Genomic DNA, 14,984 nt, shown 5'->3' with positions numbered 1-14,984 from the left:
GACCAATGATGGTGCCCGAGCCCAACCTCTCCACATCCGTGCGGGTGCCGCCAACCGCGGCACCCGCACGGGGACAGAAACCTGCCATGGCTGATCAGCCCACATTCTCCCCGCCGCCCAGCGCGATCCGTCCCGGCTCAGGCCGCTGGGGCGAGCAGCTGTTCAAAGGCCTGGCCACCGCGGCCGGCGCCACGATCGTGTCGGCCATCGCCCTGATCGCGATCTTCCTGCTGATCCGTGCGGTGCCCTCACTTCTTGCCGACAACGCCAATTTCCTCACCAGCGCAGAGTTCAGCACCACCGACGAGAACAATCTGCGGTTCGGCATTCGTGATCTGTTCATGGTGACGGTGCTCAGCGCCGTCTTCGCCTTGGTGATCGCGGTACCCGTGGCCATCGGGATCGCCTTGTTCCTCACGCACTACGTGCCGACGCGGCTGGCGCGCCCCTTCGCCGCGCTGGTCGACCTCTTGGCGGCGGTGCCCTCAATCATCTTTGGGCTCTGGGGAATCCTGGTTCTCGCCAACTGGCTCGAACCCGTCGCGGCGTTCCTCAACAGCACCCTGGGCTGGCTGTTCCTGTTCGATCAGGGAAACGTGTCCCTGGCCGGCGGCGGCACCATCTTCACCGCCGGAGTGGTGCTGGCGGTCATGATCTTGCCGATCATCACCTCGGTCAGCCGTGAGGTGTTCCGCCAAACTCCGACCGCGCAGATCGAGGCCGCTCAAGCCCTGGGCGCCACCAAATGGGAAGTCGTGCGCATGACGGTGCTGCCCTATGGGCGCAGCGGCGTCATCGCCGCCTCGATGCTGGGACTGGGGCGCGCCCTGGGCGAGACGGTGGCGGTGCTGATCATTCTGCGTTCGGCGGCACAGCCAGGCACCTGGTCACTGTTTGACGGCGGCTACACGTTCGCCTCCAAAATCGCCTCGGCGGCAGCAGAATTCAGTGCCCCACTGCCCACCGGCGCCTACATCGCCGCCGGATTCGTGCTGTTCGCGCTGACCTTCGTGGTCAACGCCGCAGCCCGCGCAATCGCCGGCGGAAAGGTCAACGGATGACAAGCACACTGGACGAACCGATCAAAACCTCGACGTTCCATTCAGTGAGCACCGTACGGCGCATCAAGAACCGGGTGGCCACAACACTGTTCGCCACCGCATTCGGGGTCGCCCTGGTACCGCTGGCATGGGTGCTGTTCATCGTCCTTGAACGCGGATGGCAGGCAGTGACCACCTCAGGCTGGTGGACCCGTTCACTGCAGGGCGTGCTGCCCGAAGAGTTCGCAGGCGGCATCTACCACGCCCTGTACGGGACACTGGTGCAGGCCGGTATCGCTGCGGTACTGGCGATCCCGCTGGGTGTGATGGCCGCGATCTATCTGGTCGAGTACGGCCGCGGCACGCTGGCGAAGCTGACCACCTTCATGGTCGACGTGCTCGCGGGGGTGCCCTCGATCGTGGCGGCCCTGTTCATCTTCGCGTTGTGGATCGCCACCCTAGGGTTCCCGCAAAGCGCGCTGGCGGTATCGCTGGCACTGGTGCTGCTGATGCTGCCGGTGGTGGTGCGCTCCACCGAAGAGATGCTCAAACTGGTGCCCGACGAACTTCGGGAAGCCAGCTATGCGCTGGGTATCGCGAAGTGGAAGACCATCGTCAAAGTGGTGGTGCCCACCGCCCTGCCCGGAATCATCAGCGGCATCTTGCTGTCGGTGGCCCGCGTCATCGGGGAGACCGCCCCGGTGCTGGTACTGGTCGGCTATGCCCGCTCGATCAACTTCGATGTGTTTGAAGGCAACATGGCCTCGCTGCCGCTGCTGATCTACACCGAGCTGATCAACCCACAGCCCGCCGGCCAGATGCGTGTGTGGGGTGCGGCCCTGACCTTGATCATCGTGGTCGCCATTCTCATGGCCCTGGCCGCGGTCGCCACCCGCCTGCTGACCCGCAAACGTTAACGACAGGACTTCCTCAGATGGCAAAACGTTTCGACCTCAAAGACGTCAACATCTTCTATGGCGACTTCCACGCCGTGGCCGACGTGGGTTTGTCGGTGCCGCCGCGCAGCGTGACCGCATTCATCGGCCCATCAGGCTGCGGCAAGTCCACGGTGCTGCGGTCCCTGAATCGGATGCATGAAGTCACCGCCGGAGCCCGGGTGCAGGGTTCGGTGCTGCTCGACGGCGAGGACATCTACGGCGACGGTGTCGACGCGGTGGGGGTACGCCGCACCATCGGCATGGTGTTCCAGCGGCCAAACCCGTTCCCCACCATGTCGATCCGCGACAACGTGGTGGCGGGTCTACGCCTACAGGGCGTCCGCAACAGCGGCGCCCTCGATGAGGTCGCCGAACGCTCGCTGCAGGGCGCCAACTTGTGGAACGAAGTCAAGGACCGCCTGGACAAGCCGGGCGGGAGCCTCTCGGGCGGTCAGCAGCAGCGTCTGTGCATCGCCAGAGCCATTGCGGTGCAGCCCGATGTGCTGCTGATGGACGAGCCGTGCTCGGCGCTGGACCCCATCTCGACGCTGGCGATCGAGGATTTGATTGCCGAGCTCAAGCAGGAGTTCACCATCGTCATCGTCACGCACAATATGCAGCAAGCCGCCCGCGTGAGCGATCAGACCGCGTTCTTCAACCTGGAAGCAACCGGTAAACCGGGGCGGCTCATCGAGATTGACGACACCGAGAAGATGTTCTCCAACCCGGGCCAGAAGGCCACCGAGGACTACATCTCCGGCCGCTTCGGCTGACCGCGGAGTTGGGCTGCAGAACGTTGTCCATCGAGGCGCGGCACACCGAGGGGGCCGCCAAACTCAGCGAGCACCGCGCAGGCGCGGCGCCCTCGCGCGGTGCGATCATGCTGGTCGATACCGACCCCCAGATCGCTGCCGGACTCTCAGAGCAGGCCGCGCAGATCGGGATCAGCACCCTATGGTGCCGAGACGGTGCCGACGCGCTGCTGCATATCGGTGCCGAACCGCCCGACGTGCTGGTCCTGGCCGCGCACACCGACATCATCAACGCAGCCCAGATCACCGCCGCCGTGCGCGGCCGCTGGCAGTTGCCGATCCTGATCGGTGCGGCCCCGGCCACCGACCTCATCGCCCGAAAAGCGCTGGCCGCCGGTGCTTCCGCCGTCATTACCCGCCCCTACGACATCAACGCCATCAGCCCGTTCGTACTCGGATCCGAAGAGCAGCCCGGGTCTGGGCCCGCGGTGTACATCGCCGGACCGATCCAGGTCGATCGGCGCGGCCACGAAACCCGGGTCCGGGACCGCGATGTCCAACTGACGGTCCGCGAACTGGAGCTGCTGGTCTTCCTGATCGAACAGCACGGCCGCGTCGCCAGCAGCGAGGAAATCAGCCGCGCCGTATGGGGCAGGCCCTCGGACACCAACACGGTGGCCGTGCACGTACGGCGTCTGCGCGAAAAGCTCGGCGATGACCCCGAACACGGCGAGTACATCCGAACCATCCGTGGCGCCGGATACCGGCTGGCGCCCTCGATCTCCTCATGAACACCGCCATGAAATCGGTGGGAGCCGAGTCCGTCGCGTGGCGCAAGGCAATGGCCGCGCTGCGGATCTTCCAGAGCGCCCGGGGCAGCGCCGAGGTGCCGCGGCGCTTCCGGGTCCAGGGTGTGGACCTGGGTGCGTGGGTGTACACCTGCCGGGACCGTTACTGGGATGGTCTGCTGTCCGCCGCGCACGTCGCTGAGCTGCAGTCAGTGCCGGGCTGGTCCTGGGGTCCGGTCCGGCCAGGCACCTGGCGGCACGCCTTCGACGCCCTGGCCCGCTACGCCACAATCCACGGCAGCACCTTGGCCCCGGCCGAGGAGAGCGTGCGTCAATGGTCTGCGGCACAACGCAAATCCCACACCAGCGGCGAGCTGTGCGCCGCCCGCAGCGCACTGCTGGAAACGCTGCCGCATTGGGAATGGGACCTGGACCAACTGCGCTGGCATGACGGCATGCAGGCCGCTCGCCAATACGCGCACAAGCACGGCACGATCAGTTCGGCGGCGCCCGGGACCTGTGTAGGCGGTTTCGGTTTGGGCTGGTGGCTGCAACGCTGCCGCCAAGATCACCGCGCCGGCACGCTGCCCGCGCCGCGCGCTACTGAACTCGAAGAGTTACCGGGCTGGTCATGGGGCCGGGGAGAGGACAGCTGGGAGCGCGGCATGGCCGCCCTAACCCGGTATGTCGCCCAAGCCGGTGATGCGTGCCCCAGTCAGCACGTGGTGATAGACGGTGTGGCACTGGGGGTGTGGGTATGCGACAAGCGCCGCCGCTACCGGCTGGGCATCTTGCCGCCGCATCAGGCCGCCGCGCTACAGGGAGTGGCGGGCTGGCAGTGGTACCCGCAGGAGGCCAGCTGGCAGCGTGGCCTTGCCGCACTGTCGGAGTACGTCGACCGTCATGGCGGGGCCTGCCCGTCCAGCGGATGCCGGGTCGGGGCCTACCCGGTCGGGGAATGGGTGCGCGCCCAGCGCGAGGCCTATCGGCATGGCCGTCTGGCGGCGCGACGCGCCGCCCAGCTGCAGGCCGTGCCCGGCTGGTGCTGGCACCACCAGGACTGCCCGGCCGGCCATTGTTGTGCCACATCGCCATCCTGAGCCGGGCGGCCAGACGGGCCGCTAATATTGTTGGCGGCTAATGGAATTGCGGGATCAGCAGGTACAGGCCATAGGCGACAGCGGCAATACACAGGCCGTGCATGACGGCGGCCTGCAGATATCCGCTCATACGGCGCGGCTGGTCGATGATGCCGTCGCTGACGGCGGTGTCAGCGCGGGAAATGCCGAGCACTCCCACCGAGAACGCGGCCACGATCGCAACGCCCACGACGGCGCTGAGCGCCACCACACGACCCAGAGCCATCCAATCAATGTGCAGGTTCATGGTGTTCGTTCTCCGGGTTTCAGGCGACCGTAGTCGGCACGGCGGATTCGGCAGGGACCTCGTTGACCGTGGCGGCGGTCACCGCGTTGCGGCGGTTGATCAGATAGATCGCGGTGACGGTGCCGATCAGCACGGCGGCCACCACCAGAACCCCGGTGTTGCCGGTGTTGGCGATGCGGGCAGCTATGCCGCCGACGATTCCCGAGGCGGGCAAGGTGAAGCACCAGGCAAGCAGCATTCGCCAGGCCACTGACCAGCGCACCGATTGGCGGTCCTTGCCCAGTCCGGCACCCAGGATGCTGCCGGCGCATACCTGCGTGGTCGAGAGCGGGAACCCGGCATGCGAGGACACCAACAGCACCACCGTAGAGGTGGTTTCAGCGGAGAAACCCTGGGGGGCTTCGATTCTGACCAGTTTATGGCCCATGGTCTGAATGATCCGCCAGCCACCGAGATAGGTGCCGATCGCGATGGCGGTACCGGCGCTGAACACCACCCACAGCGGCGGCCCGGATCCTTGGTGCAGCTGCCCGGCGGCGATCAGAGTCAACGTGATGACACCCATGGTCTTTTGCCCGTCGCTGGTGCCGTGGGCCAGTGACACCATGGACGCCGAGACGGTCTGCCCGACCCGAAATCCACGCGATACCGATGCCCCGTTGGCAGACCGCACGATCCGGTACGCCAGATAGGTGGCCGCGGCGGCCACGAGCGCGGCCACGACCGGCGAAGCGAATGCCGGGATCAGCACCTTGGAGATCACCGCACCGAAATGCACTGCGTTGGCACCTGATCCGATCCACACCGCCCCGATCAACCCGCCGAACAGCGCCATCGAGGAAGACGAGGGAATTCCCAGCAGCCACGTCAGCATGTTCCACACGATCGCCCCGGTCAGCCCGCCGAAGATCACGGCCGTGGTGATCTTCGTGTCATCGACCAAGCCGCCGGAGATCGTCTTGGCGACCTCCGTGGATAAGAAGGCGCCCACCAGGTTCAGCACCGCCGCCACAGCCACCGCCACTTTGGGTTTGAGCGCCCCGGTAGCGATCGAGGTCGCCATCGCGTTGGCGGTGTCATGGAACCCGTTGGTGAAGTCGAATGCCAAAGCGGTGACGATCACGATCAGGACCAGAAGCGGAATGTCCACGGCCGGAGCTCCTTAGCAGTCAAATCCAACGAATTTGGCTCAATATACGCTGAGTTATTAATCGTGTGAGGGTGACGGTAAACATGCCCCGAGAACACCCCGCAGCGGCCCGGTGAACAGCGGCGAAACCGCAGCGGTACCCGCCGTCACAACCTGATCCGCACGCCGAACGGGCGTCATCGGGTGGTGTCCGATTGACAGCAGAGGTCAATGTGCTGACCATTGACTCAATGGCTACCGAGGGTGTTGAGGAAGGTACGCCGCCGGATCAGGGCTTGCTGGCCCGTGTGGCGGTGCACGCCGCGCTGGCCGACCCCACCCGCCTTGCGATTGTTGAGGCCCTGAGTATCGGGGATGCCTCGCCGACCGAGCTGCAGGCCCGGCTCTCGATACCGTCGTCGAACCTGCTGGCTCATCATCTCGGGGTCCTGCAGAGCGCCGGGGTGGTGCACAAACGCCGCTCCGAAGGTGACCGTCGCCGCTGGTATCTGCGGCTCATCCCGCAAGTGCTCGACAGCATGTGCACGACCTCGCCGACCAGCGTGAGCCGCGTGGTGTTCGTATGCACCCAGAACTCGGCGCGCTCGCAGCTGGCGGCCGCCGCCTGGCGGGCACAAAGTCCGATCCCTGCCGAATCAGCCGGAACCCGCCCCGCACGCAGGATTCATCCTGAGGCCATCGAAACCGCACGACGGCACGGTTTGGAGCTGGCAGCCGCGGCGCCGCGGCGCCTCGATGATGTGCTGCAGGCCAGCGATTACCTGATCGTGGTGTGCGACAACGCCCATGAGGAACTGCCGGCGATCATCACCCGCAGCCACTGGGCGATCCAGGACCCGGTACCGGACGGGGGCACGGCGGTATTCGATGAGGTCATGACCGACATCGACAGCCGGATCGGCAGACTCGCGCCGCGGCTGATCCCGGCGCAGGCCAGCTAGGGCTGCCCGCCCAGGGCGTGCAGGACCGCAGCAACCTGGGACGGGCTCGGCAGTGTGCCGGTGACCGTGCAGATCGCTACCCGCACATCCACCGGATCGGGGTGAGTGTTGCCGCAGGTGCGAAAGTTCCGCACGACCTGATCGAGCTGCCCGCCGGTCAAGCTCACCGGCCCGTTCAGGGCGATCAGGGGCGAAAAGCCCCACCGGGGCGCGTCCTGGTCATATCCGCCCCGCACCCACGCCGCCGCAGCGGCAACAGCACGGCGCAGCCAATGCCGATGCTCGGGTCCGGTGCTGTGCGGCGACGATGACAGCAGGTGCCCGGCGGCATGCGCGGCCCGCGCCCAGGCGATCACTGCCGGGCGCCGAGCAGCTCATCGACGAGATGCCGGACCCGTCGCTCGATCTCGTCGCGGATCGGGCGCAGGCCTTCAACATCGAGCCCCGTGGGGTCATCGAGGGTCCAGTCCAGATAGCGCCGGCCCGGAAACACCGGGCAGGCATCACCGCACCCCATGGTCACCACGACGTCGGCGGCCTGGACCACCTCATCGGTCCACGGCTTGGGGTACTCACCGGAAATATCGATACCCCGTTCGGCCATCGCCGCGATGGCAATCGCGTTGACCTCAGTGCCCGGCTCGGAGCCGCCCGACCAGGCCACCGCCGAATCCCCGGCCACCGCCTGGAAGAACCCCAGCGCCATCTGGGAGCGGCCCGCATTGTGAATGCACAAGAACAGCACCGTGGGACGGCCATCGGCAGATTTGCCCTCCACCCGGGCCAGCGCCCGCAGCCGCTGGCGGGCGAACCGTTCAGCCAGCAGCGGCAGGAACCGCGATACCGACGCCCGGCCCGCGAACTGGCCATACGAGGACTGCAGAAACCGCTCAATCGTCTCGGTGCCGAAGGTGCCCTCGAACTCCTGCTGCAGTCGTGTCGCGGCCGTTTTGAGGGCATGAACCTGATCCAGAGTCAGTTCCTGCCGCGGCTCGGTCGATGCCTGTCCAGTCACAAAATCGCTCCCTTCCCAACCTGCATGTACGGGTCCAATGGGTCAGGAACAACCCGCACCAAATATATATCAATAAGTATTGAGGTATCTAGTGGGAAACGTGAGTCCGGGGATCGGTGGTGCGGGGCATGCAGGGACGCCGAACGTCGACATGGTGTGTCCGGCGGGAAAGGGACGGGCTCAGGACGGCGGGGTGATGAGCTGGGCCAGCTGGCCGAACGCCGCGGCGTCAAGCCGGTAGTAGGCCCACTTGCCGCGCTGCTCCCGGTGTACGAGGCCGGTGTCCACAAGCATCTTCATGTGATGAGAGACCGTAGGCTGAGAGAGCCCAACCGGCGCGGTCAAATCGCACAGGCAGGCTTGCCCGCCCTCGGCGGCGGCGATCAGTGAAATCAGCTTGACGCGAGCAGGATCGGCCAGCGCCTTGAAGATCTGCGCGATCCGCTCCGCGCTTGCGCTATCGAGGATTCCGCCGGAAAGCGGCGAGCAGCACGCCTGCGCCCCGGCCGGGGCTAGGGGTATCGCTGGACTGCTCACCAATCCATCATGACACACACATTGACAAACATCGATGTATCGAGCATTGTCGATGTATTGATGTTGATCGATGTGAGGAGTGGCGATGTCTTCGGATCTTCCCGTTGTGGTCATTGGCGCCGGCCCGCAGGGGCTGGCCGCCGCTGCGCACCTGTTAGAGCGGGGTGTGGAGCCGCTGGTGCTCGAAGCAGGCGCGGGCCCGGCCGCTGCGGTGGCCGAGTGGGGACATGTGCGCACGTTCTCGCCATGGCCAGAACTGGTCGACGGCGCCGCGGCGCGACTGCTGACCGCGCAAGACTGGAGCGCCCCTGAGGACGGGTATCCGACTGGGCAGGACTGGGTGCAGCTCTACCTGGGTCCGCTGGCGGTCGCTCTGGGCGATCGGGTGCGCTACAGCACTGCCGTCACCGGGGTTTCACGGCGCGGCCGCGACCGCCTCGTCAGTTCCGGGCGCGCAGAGCAGCCCTTCGTCATCCACACCGTCGACGGCCAGGGCCGCCAGCAGCGCCTGCTGGCCCGCGCGGTCATTGACGCCTCCGGCACCTGGCGTAGCCCCAATCCCGTTGGTGCTGACGGTCTTGCGGCCGCAGGCGAACAGGCGGCTGCCGCAGCCGGTGTGCTGACCTACATTCCTCCGGCACCTGAACTGTTGCGGCAGTGGGCAGGACGTCACATCGTGGTGGTGGGCAGTGGGCACTCGGCGATGACAGCGGTCATCGAACTTGCCCAGGTGGTGCGCCGTGATCCCGCCACGACCTTGACGTGGGTGCTGCGCCGCGGCATCAGCAGCGACACCTTCGGTGGCGGCACCGCCGATGAACTACCGCAGCGCGGCGCGTTGGGGATACGGGCCAAACAGGCTGTTGATGACGGCCTGGCGTCTCTGGTGACCGGTTTCCGAACCGAACAGATCGAGGCCACCGCAGATCAGGTTGTGCTCGTCGCCGAGGACGGCCGTACGCTGGCCCCCGCAGATCACGTGGTGGCGCTGACCGGGTTCCGTCCCGACCTGTCGTTCCTGTCCGAGATTCGCCTGGAACTCGATCCCATCCTGCAGGCACCGGTACGACTGGCACCCGAGATCGACCCGAACCAACATTCGTGCGGCAGTATTTCCCCGCACGGGGTCACCGAGCTGGCTCATCCCGAACCTGACTTCTTCGTGGTCGGTATGAAGTCCTATGGCCGTGCCCCAACATTTTTGGCGATGACCGGCTACGAACAAGTCCGCAGCGTCGCCGCCGAACTGGCCGGGGACCACGAGGGGGCCCGCCGCGTCGAGCTGGTTCTTCCCGACACCGGTGTCTGCGGGGGCGCGGGACTCTTCGATGACCCCGACAGTCAAGGCGCCGGCGGCTGCTGCGGCGTAGCCTCCAGTCCCGAACCATTGACCATCGGGGCCCGGCCGCCCCAACAATGAGCACCGCCGCGGTGCACGCGCAGCCGCACTCGATCACTGGGCTGCGCGGCGTACTGATCACGCTGTGTCTCACCGAGATCACCAGCTGGGGCGTGCTCTACTACGCCTTCCCAGTGTTGGCGCCGCGCATCACTGCCGACACCGGGTGGTCCGCACCGGCGGTAACGGCGGCCTTTTCGGCCGCACTGGTGGTCGCGGCGGCGGCTGGTATCGGGGTGGGCCGCTGGCTGGACCGGCACGGCCCACGTTGGCTCATGACAGCCGGATCACTATGGGGCCCTGCAGCGTTAATCGGGGTGGCGATGGCACCGAATTACGGCTGGTTCCTCGCCGCATGGCTCATGGCCGGGATCGCGATGGCCGCGGTGTTCTACCCGCCCGCCTTCGCCGCACTGACCCGCTGGTACGGACCGGGTGCGGTGCGCGCACTAATGGTTCTGACCCTCGTTGCGGGACTGGCCAGCACAGTGTTTGTCCCGCTGACCGCCGTCTTGGCATCACACATGGATTGGCGCACAACATATCTGGCCTTGGCCGTGCTACTGACGATAATCACGGTCCCCGCGCACATCATTGGGCTGCGCCGACCCTGGCCTTCGCTACCGGCGACGCATCTGGCTGAATCGCCAACCCGAATCGCACGAAGCAGACCGTTTATTTCCCTGATCATCGCGTTCGCCCTGGCCTCATGTGCCTCCTATGCAGTCATCGTGAACCTGGTCCCGCTGATGAACCAGCGTGGCCTGGACGGCACCGTTGCAGCCACCGCTCTCGCCCTGGGCGGAGTAGGACAGGTGATCGGGCGCTTCGGGTATCCTGCATTGGCGCAATGTATCTCGGTCGTGCCCCGCACCTTGCTGATCATGGGGGTAGTAGCCGCTACCACTGCACTACTAGGGGTCTTCGCTTCTGCCGTATCGTTAATCGCCGTCGCCGTCGCCGCCGGAATGGCGCGCGGAATCATGACCCTTCTGCAAGCAACCGCCATCACCGAACGATGGGGCAGCACCCATTACGGGCACCTCAGTGGACTTCTCACCGCGCCGATCATGCTCACCACGGCGCTCGCCCCTTTCACAGGTGCAGCGCTAGCCCAACTCCTGCACGGGTATCCCGCCATGTTCGTGGCGCTAGGAGTCGCCGGGATCATCGGCGCTGCAGCGGCTACCGCCACAAACCCATCCCAGTAATCATCACCGACGAATCTCAGAACGCACTGCCATCCGTCACCACCATGATCATGGTGTCCGCCTACCGCACCAATGCCTGGACTCCATCGACGACTCATAGCCACTCGAGTGTTATCACCGACAGCAAGCCGCATTCACATCCGCCCGATCCGCCATCGGGAACACCATTACAGATAACACTGTTGACCAAGCCCAATACGCCCTATCGAACATCCTTGAGTAACAGTCGTATACAGCGGCAGAACCATTACAGATAAGAAGTGGAAAGTGGTGGAAGTTTTAGGTCGAGAGGGGGCACCCGCCAGACAACGGTGTAGCGGGTTGCCGGCTTACGGTGCTGAGGTGGGCAATGAGCGATAAGCAAAACGGGGTCCCGGACAGTTCGGGGCCGTTCTCACACGCTGTGCCGCAGGAACGGATCGTTGCTGACGAGTTCGTGATGAGGCGCTGGCGAGTCGGTGATGTGTCCGCAATGCATGAAGCGGTCACTAGCTCGTACGGGCATCTGCATCCGTGGATGAGATGGCTGGCCGAACCGATGACCATCGAAGGCGCGCAGGCGTTTATCGACTCAGCCGCCAGGGGATGGCCCACTTCGAGTGGTGACTGTAACTACGGCATCTTCGATGCTCGCGAGGCCGTTTTGGGTGGTCTCGGGTTACACGACTGCGTAGGCCCAGGCGCACTGGAGATTGGCTACTGGTGCCATGTGGCGCACACCGGCCAAGGCCTCATCACCCGCTGTGTGGCGGCGTTAACCGAGGCCGCGTTGGCCCTACCTGGTGTGGATCGCGTTGAGATTCGCTGCGATATCGCTAATGTGCGCAGTGTAGCGGTTCCGAAACGCTTGGGATACAGGCTAGTTGAGCGGTATGAGCGACCGGTATGTACCCCAGCAGAGTCGGGTATCGGCATGGTATGGGTCAAAGCCAGTCACCAATAGTTACCGCCAGCATCAGGCCCAGGTGTCGTGGACGATACCGAACTCGCTGCCCTCGGGGTCAGCAAGCACCTGATCCACCGGGCCACGGTTATTAACTTGCGGGATGGGGGGATCGGGCGAATGCTGCGGGCTGTGGATATGCATGCCGGTCAGGTGAGGATCACATCATCGGTGGTGCGGGGTTTGATCGATGCTCAGTTTCCTCAGTGGCGAGTTCAGCCGATTAGGCCTGTTCAGAGCGTGGGAACGGTCAACGCGATTTTCCGCATCGGTAGTCAGTTCGCGGCGCGGTTTCCGTTGCAAGGCGAAGATCCCGGTGCGGTATTGCAGCAGCTGCAGGCCGAGTCAGACGCTGCGGCGAAACTGGTTGGGCGCACGCGGTTTCCCACGCCGGAGCCGGTAGCGATCGGTTCCCCGGGGCCGGGTTATGGGTTGCCGTGGTCTGTGCAAACCTGGCTGCCTGGCGTCGTAGCGACCGGCCGCGATCCAGGCGATTCGGCGGGGTTTGCGCGGGACTTGGCTGAATTCGTTGCCGGAGTGCGCATGATCTCGACCGGCGGAAAGAATTTCGAGGGCCCTGGTCGCGGCGGTGTGATCGCTCTTCATGACGAGTGGATGCAGATGTGTTTTGAGCGCAGCGCCGGGCTTCTTGATGTGCCGCGATTGCGTCAGGTGTGGGCGCAGATGCGTGAATTGCCGCGCGGGTCTGATGTTGACGTCACCAGTCATCGTGACTTGATTCCGGGGAATATGCTCGTGTCTGGCGAGGGGCGTTTGGCGGGTGTCCTCGATGCTGGCGGGCTCGGTCCAGCCGATCCCGCACTGGATCTAGTGGGTGCTTGGCATCTTCTTGATGCTGCTGCCCGCAAGGTGTTTCGTGAGAGTCTGCGTCCTGATGAGCTTCAGTGGCAGCGAGGCCGGGCGTGGGCGTTTCAGCAGGCGATGGGACTGGTCTGGTATTACGCCAACAGCAACCCGGCCATGAGCAGGGTCGGTCGGCGCACTCTTGATCGGCTCCTTGCTGACTCGTCCTGATTGAGGGCGTGTACAAATCGCAGGTGCGGGTCTATTAGCTGAAGTTCACGTCGGGCGGTGCCTCGATCACACGCTGTGACCGTGGCGAGGAGAGGTTCGGTCACGGTGTAGTCATGGGTGACTGATTGCCGGGTACGGACAAGACGTTGGCGGTTTCTGCTTTTACTGTTGGGGGCGTGCCTGAGTCTGTTGTCGAGAAGACGTCCAGCGATTGTCCGCCGTTCGCGGCGGGTGCGGTCGCATTGGTGGTTGTTGTGGCTGGGGTTGTGGCGGTGTTGTCGGCCACACGGTATGGCTATTACTACGACGAGCTGTATTTCATCGCGGCGGGCAAGCGGCCCTCGTTCAGCTACGCCGATCAGGGTCCGTTGGTGCCGCTGCTTGCCCGCGGTGTGGACTGGGTGTTTCCGGGATCATTTGTTGCGCTGCGCATTCAGGGAATCATTGCCGTTCTTGTGGTCGTGACGGTCAGTGCGCTCATCGCACGTGAGTTCGGTGGCGGTCGCAGCGCGCAGGTTCTTGCTGCGGTGGCCTGCAGTACGGCGTTCGGCATATTGGGCGAGGCAGGCACGTTGACCACCAACATCATCGACACCGCAATGTGGGCGCTGCTGTCGTGGCTTGTGGTGCGTTGGGTGCGGACCCGCCGCGATGGATTGCTGCTTGTGGCCGGGCTGGTGACTATGGCTGCGCTGCAGGTGAAGTGGCTTATCCCGATCTTTTGGATCGCAACGCTGATCGCCGTGGGATGCTTGGGACCCAGAGAGTTGCTGCGTCGCCCCACCCTGTGGTTCAGCGCGGTCGCGGTGGCACTATCAGCGATCCCGATGCTGATTTGGCAGAGCCAGCATGGGTGGCCGCAGGCAGCGATGGGCGCGGTGATTCGTGGCCAGACCAGCATGTTGTTCGGTCCGGCGACCTTCATTCCGCGAGCCGTGCAAATGTGCGGGGTGCTCGGTGCCGTGTTGTTGGTATATGGGGCGTGGCAGCTATGGCGGTCACCGCGACTGCAGCCGTACAGGTTTCTAGGCTTGACGTTTCTGATCGTGGTGGTGATCTTCGCGGTCACCGGCGGGCGCATCCAATACGGCGCCGGCATCTACGCGGCAGTGATCGCAGCAGGAGCCGTCGAACTGACAGCGTTACGCAGCCGCTGGGTCACAATTGCCGCCGTACCCCGTGGCGGTGGTGTCGGTCGCAGCATTCGTGATCTGGGCAACCCCGTGGCGACCGGCTTCCCAACTTGCTCCCGCCACCGATTTCGCTGCAGGACTGGCCAGTCAGGCCTACGGCGAGTTCGGCTGGCCGGAATTGACGGCGACGGTAACCAGCATCTACCAAGAGCTACCGGCCGAGCAGCGCCGCAGCGCGGTCATCATCACCGAACGCTACATCCAAGCCAGCGCCCTCGACTACTACCAGTCCGCGGCTGGTCTTCCTGCGATCTTCAGTCCCAAGCGCGGCTTCGGATACTTCGGTGCCCCACCCGACAACGCCGAGACTGTTTTATGGGTCGGCAGCACCAAAGCCGATCTGCAAGCCCGATTCACCACTGTCGTGGCGGCGGCGAAATTCGGTGTACGCCTGGGCATGCCACAAGTCACACGCGACATCACAATCTGGAAATGCACCGGACCGATACAACCCTGGTCAACAATGTGGCCAATAATGCAAACCCTCTAACTACATTTGGAGGCAAGATCTCATGAACCGTTCATCTAGCGATGTGCGAGCATTCCAAGCCCATTGAGTGATGCTAATTTGCACGAATTAGCCTCGTCGCGACTGCTGGAAGCTGAGATATCGCCTGGATCCTGGACAAGTGCCGCCCACCGGCGACCTCACACCC

At 64.7% G+C, this 14,984-nt stretch carries 16 protein-coding genes; 11 read left to right on the top strand and 5 right to left on the bottom strand.

Annotation, left to right across the window (positions count from 1 at the left end):
• Window positions 1-86: 86 nt before the first annotated feature.
• From pstC to MAB_RS24535, 5 genes are read left to right on the top strand one after another with little or no spacing between them, the layout of a single operon-like run.
• Entirely contained in the window at window positions 87-1,061 is a 975-nt protein-coding gene (gene pstC, locus MAB_RS24555) for a phosphate ABC transporter permease subunit PstC (RefSeq protein WP_005112723.1), read from the top strand.
• The gene (gene pstA, locus MAB_RS24550) at window positions 1,058-1,957 is read left to right on the top strand and encodes a phosphate ABC transporter permease PstA (RefSeq protein ID WP_005112722.1); all 900 of its coding nucleotides are present in this window, start codon (window positions 1,058-1,060) and stop codon (window positions 1,955-1,957) included. Before pstC ends, pstA begins: the two co-directional genes overlap by 4 nt.
• A gap of 17 nt (window positions 1,958-1,974) precedes the next feature.
• Window positions 1,975-2,751, top strand: coding sequence for a phosphate ABC transporter ATP-binding protein PstB (gene pstB, locus MAB_RS24545; protein ID WP_005112721.1), 777 nt, complete (start codon window positions 1,975-1,977; stop codon window positions 2,749-2,751).
• A gap of 23 nt (window positions 2,752-2,774) precedes the next feature.
• The gene (locus MAB_RS24540) at window positions 2,775-3,521 is read left to right on the top strand and encodes a winged helix-turn-helix transcriptional regulator (RefSeq protein WP_005112720.1); all 747 of its coding nucleotides are present in this window, start codon (window positions 2,775-2,777) and stop codon (window positions 3,519-3,521) included.
• Window positions 3,518-4,618, top strand: a complete 1,101-nt coding sequence (locus MAB_RS24535) for a helicase associated domain-containing protein (protein ID WP_005112719.1) — start codon at window positions 3,518-3,520, stop codon at window positions 4,616-4,618. Before MAB_RS24540 ends, MAB_RS24535 begins: the two co-directional genes overlap by 4 nt.
• A gap of 37 nt (window positions 4,619-4,655) precedes the next feature.
• On the opposite strand, the gene MAB_RS24530 is transcribed toward MAB_RS24535, so the two are convergent.
• Together MAB_RS24530 and MAB_RS24525 are read right to left on the bottom strand one after the other, a co-directional pair.
• The gene (locus tag MAB_RS24530) at window positions 4,656-4,883 is read right to left on the bottom strand and encodes a hypothetical protein (protein WP_225580834.1); all 228 of its coding nucleotides are present in this window, start codon (window positions 4,881-4,883) and stop codon (window positions 4,656-4,658) included.
• A gap of 40 nt (window positions 4,884-4,923) precedes the next feature.
• Window positions 4,924-6,054: an inorganic phosphate transporter gene (locus tag MAB_RS24525; RefSeq protein ID WP_005112717.1), complete on the bottom strand. Its 1,131-nt coding sequence runs from the start codon at window positions 6,052-6,054 to the stop codon at window positions 4,924-4,926.
• Between the two features lie 194 nt (window positions 6,055-6,248).
• Here MAB_RS24525 and MAB_RS24520 point away from each other — a divergent pair, with 194 nt between their 5' ends.
• Window positions 6,249-6,995, top strand: coding sequence for an arsenate reductase/protein-tyrosine-phosphatase family protein (locus MAB_RS24520; RefSeq protein WP_005112715.1), 747 nt, complete (start codon window positions 6,249-6,251; stop codon window positions 6,993-6,995).
• Here the strand turns inward: MAB_RS24520 and MAB_RS24515 are convergent.
• The 3 genes from MAB_RS24515 to MAB_RS24505 all read right to left on the bottom strand — a co-directional run bounded on the left by MAB_RS24515 (window position 6,992) and on the right by MAB_RS24505 (window position 8,565).
• Complete coding sequence (locus tag MAB_RS24515) at window positions 6,992-7,351, bottom strand: DUF3349 domain-containing protein (RefSeq protein ID WP_005112714.1); 360 nt, start codon at window positions 7,349-7,351, stop codon at window positions 6,992-6,994. The two genes, MAB_RS24520 and MAB_RS24515, sit on opposite strands and share 4 nt — an antisense overlap.
• Window positions 7,348-8,010 carry an arsenate reductase ArsC gene (locus MAB_RS24510; protein ID WP_005112712.1) on the bottom strand — a complete coding sequence of 221 codons (663 nt, stop codon included), beginning with the start codon at window positions 8,008-8,010 and terminating at the stop codon, window positions 7,348-7,350. The genes MAB_RS24515 and MAB_RS24510 overlap by 4 nt, the downstream gene beginning before the upstream one ends.
• Before the next feature lie 180 nt (window positions 8,011-8,190).
• Window positions 8,191-8,565, bottom strand: coding sequence for an ArsR/SmtB family transcription factor (locus MAB_RS24505; RefSeq protein ID WP_005112711.1), 375 nt, complete (start codon window positions 8,563-8,565; stop codon window positions 8,191-8,193).
• A gap of 67 nt (window positions 8,566-8,632) precedes the next feature.
• Here MAB_RS24505 and MAB_RS24500 point away from each other — a divergent pair, with 67 nt between their 5' ends.
• From MAB_RS24500 to MAB_RS24480, 5 genes are all read left to right on the top strand, one after another.
• Window positions 8,633-9,967, top strand: coding sequence for an NAD(P)-binding domain-containing protein (locus tag MAB_RS24500; protein WP_005112710.1), 1,335 nt, complete (start codon window positions 8,633-8,635; stop codon window positions 9,965-9,967).
• Window positions 9,964-11,157 (top strand): MFS transporter, encoded by a 1,194-nt coding sequence (locus MAB_RS24495; protein WP_005112709.1) that lies wholly within the window; start codon window positions 9,964-9,966, stop codon window positions 11,155-11,157. The genes MAB_RS24500 and MAB_RS24495 overlap by 4 nt, the downstream gene beginning before the upstream one ends.
• A gap of 349 nt (window positions 11,158-11,506) precedes the next feature.
• Window positions 11,507-12,100, top strand: coding sequence for a GNAT family N-acetyltransferase (locus MAB_RS24490; protein WP_021268867.1), 594 nt, complete (start codon window positions 11,507-11,509; stop codon window positions 12,098-12,100).
• 138 nt (window positions 12,101-12,238) lie between these two features.
• On the top strand, window positions 12,239-13,135 hold the full coding sequence (locus tag MAB_RS24485; protein ID WP_005112706.1) for an aminoglycoside phosphotransferase family protein: 897 nt from the start codon (window positions 12,239-12,241) through the stop codon (window positions 13,133-13,135).
• 176 nt (window positions 13,136-13,311) lie between these two features.
• Entirely contained in the window at window positions 13,312-14,844 is a 1,533-nt protein-coding gene (locus MAB_RS24480; RefSeq protein ID WP_251826020.1) for an ArnT family glycosyltransferase, read from the top strand.
• Window positions 14,845-14,984: the final 140 nt, after the last annotated feature.

It is taken from the genome of Mycobacteroides abscessus ATCC 19977, from assembly GCF_000069185.1.
Taxonomy (GTDB): Bacteria; Actinomycetota; Actinomycetes; order Mycobacteriales; family Mycobacteriaceae; genus Mycobacterium; species Mycobacterium abscessus.
The sequence above is the reverse complement of the archived record's forward strand: the minus strand, read 5'-3'. Positions and strand labels throughout refer to the sequence as shown.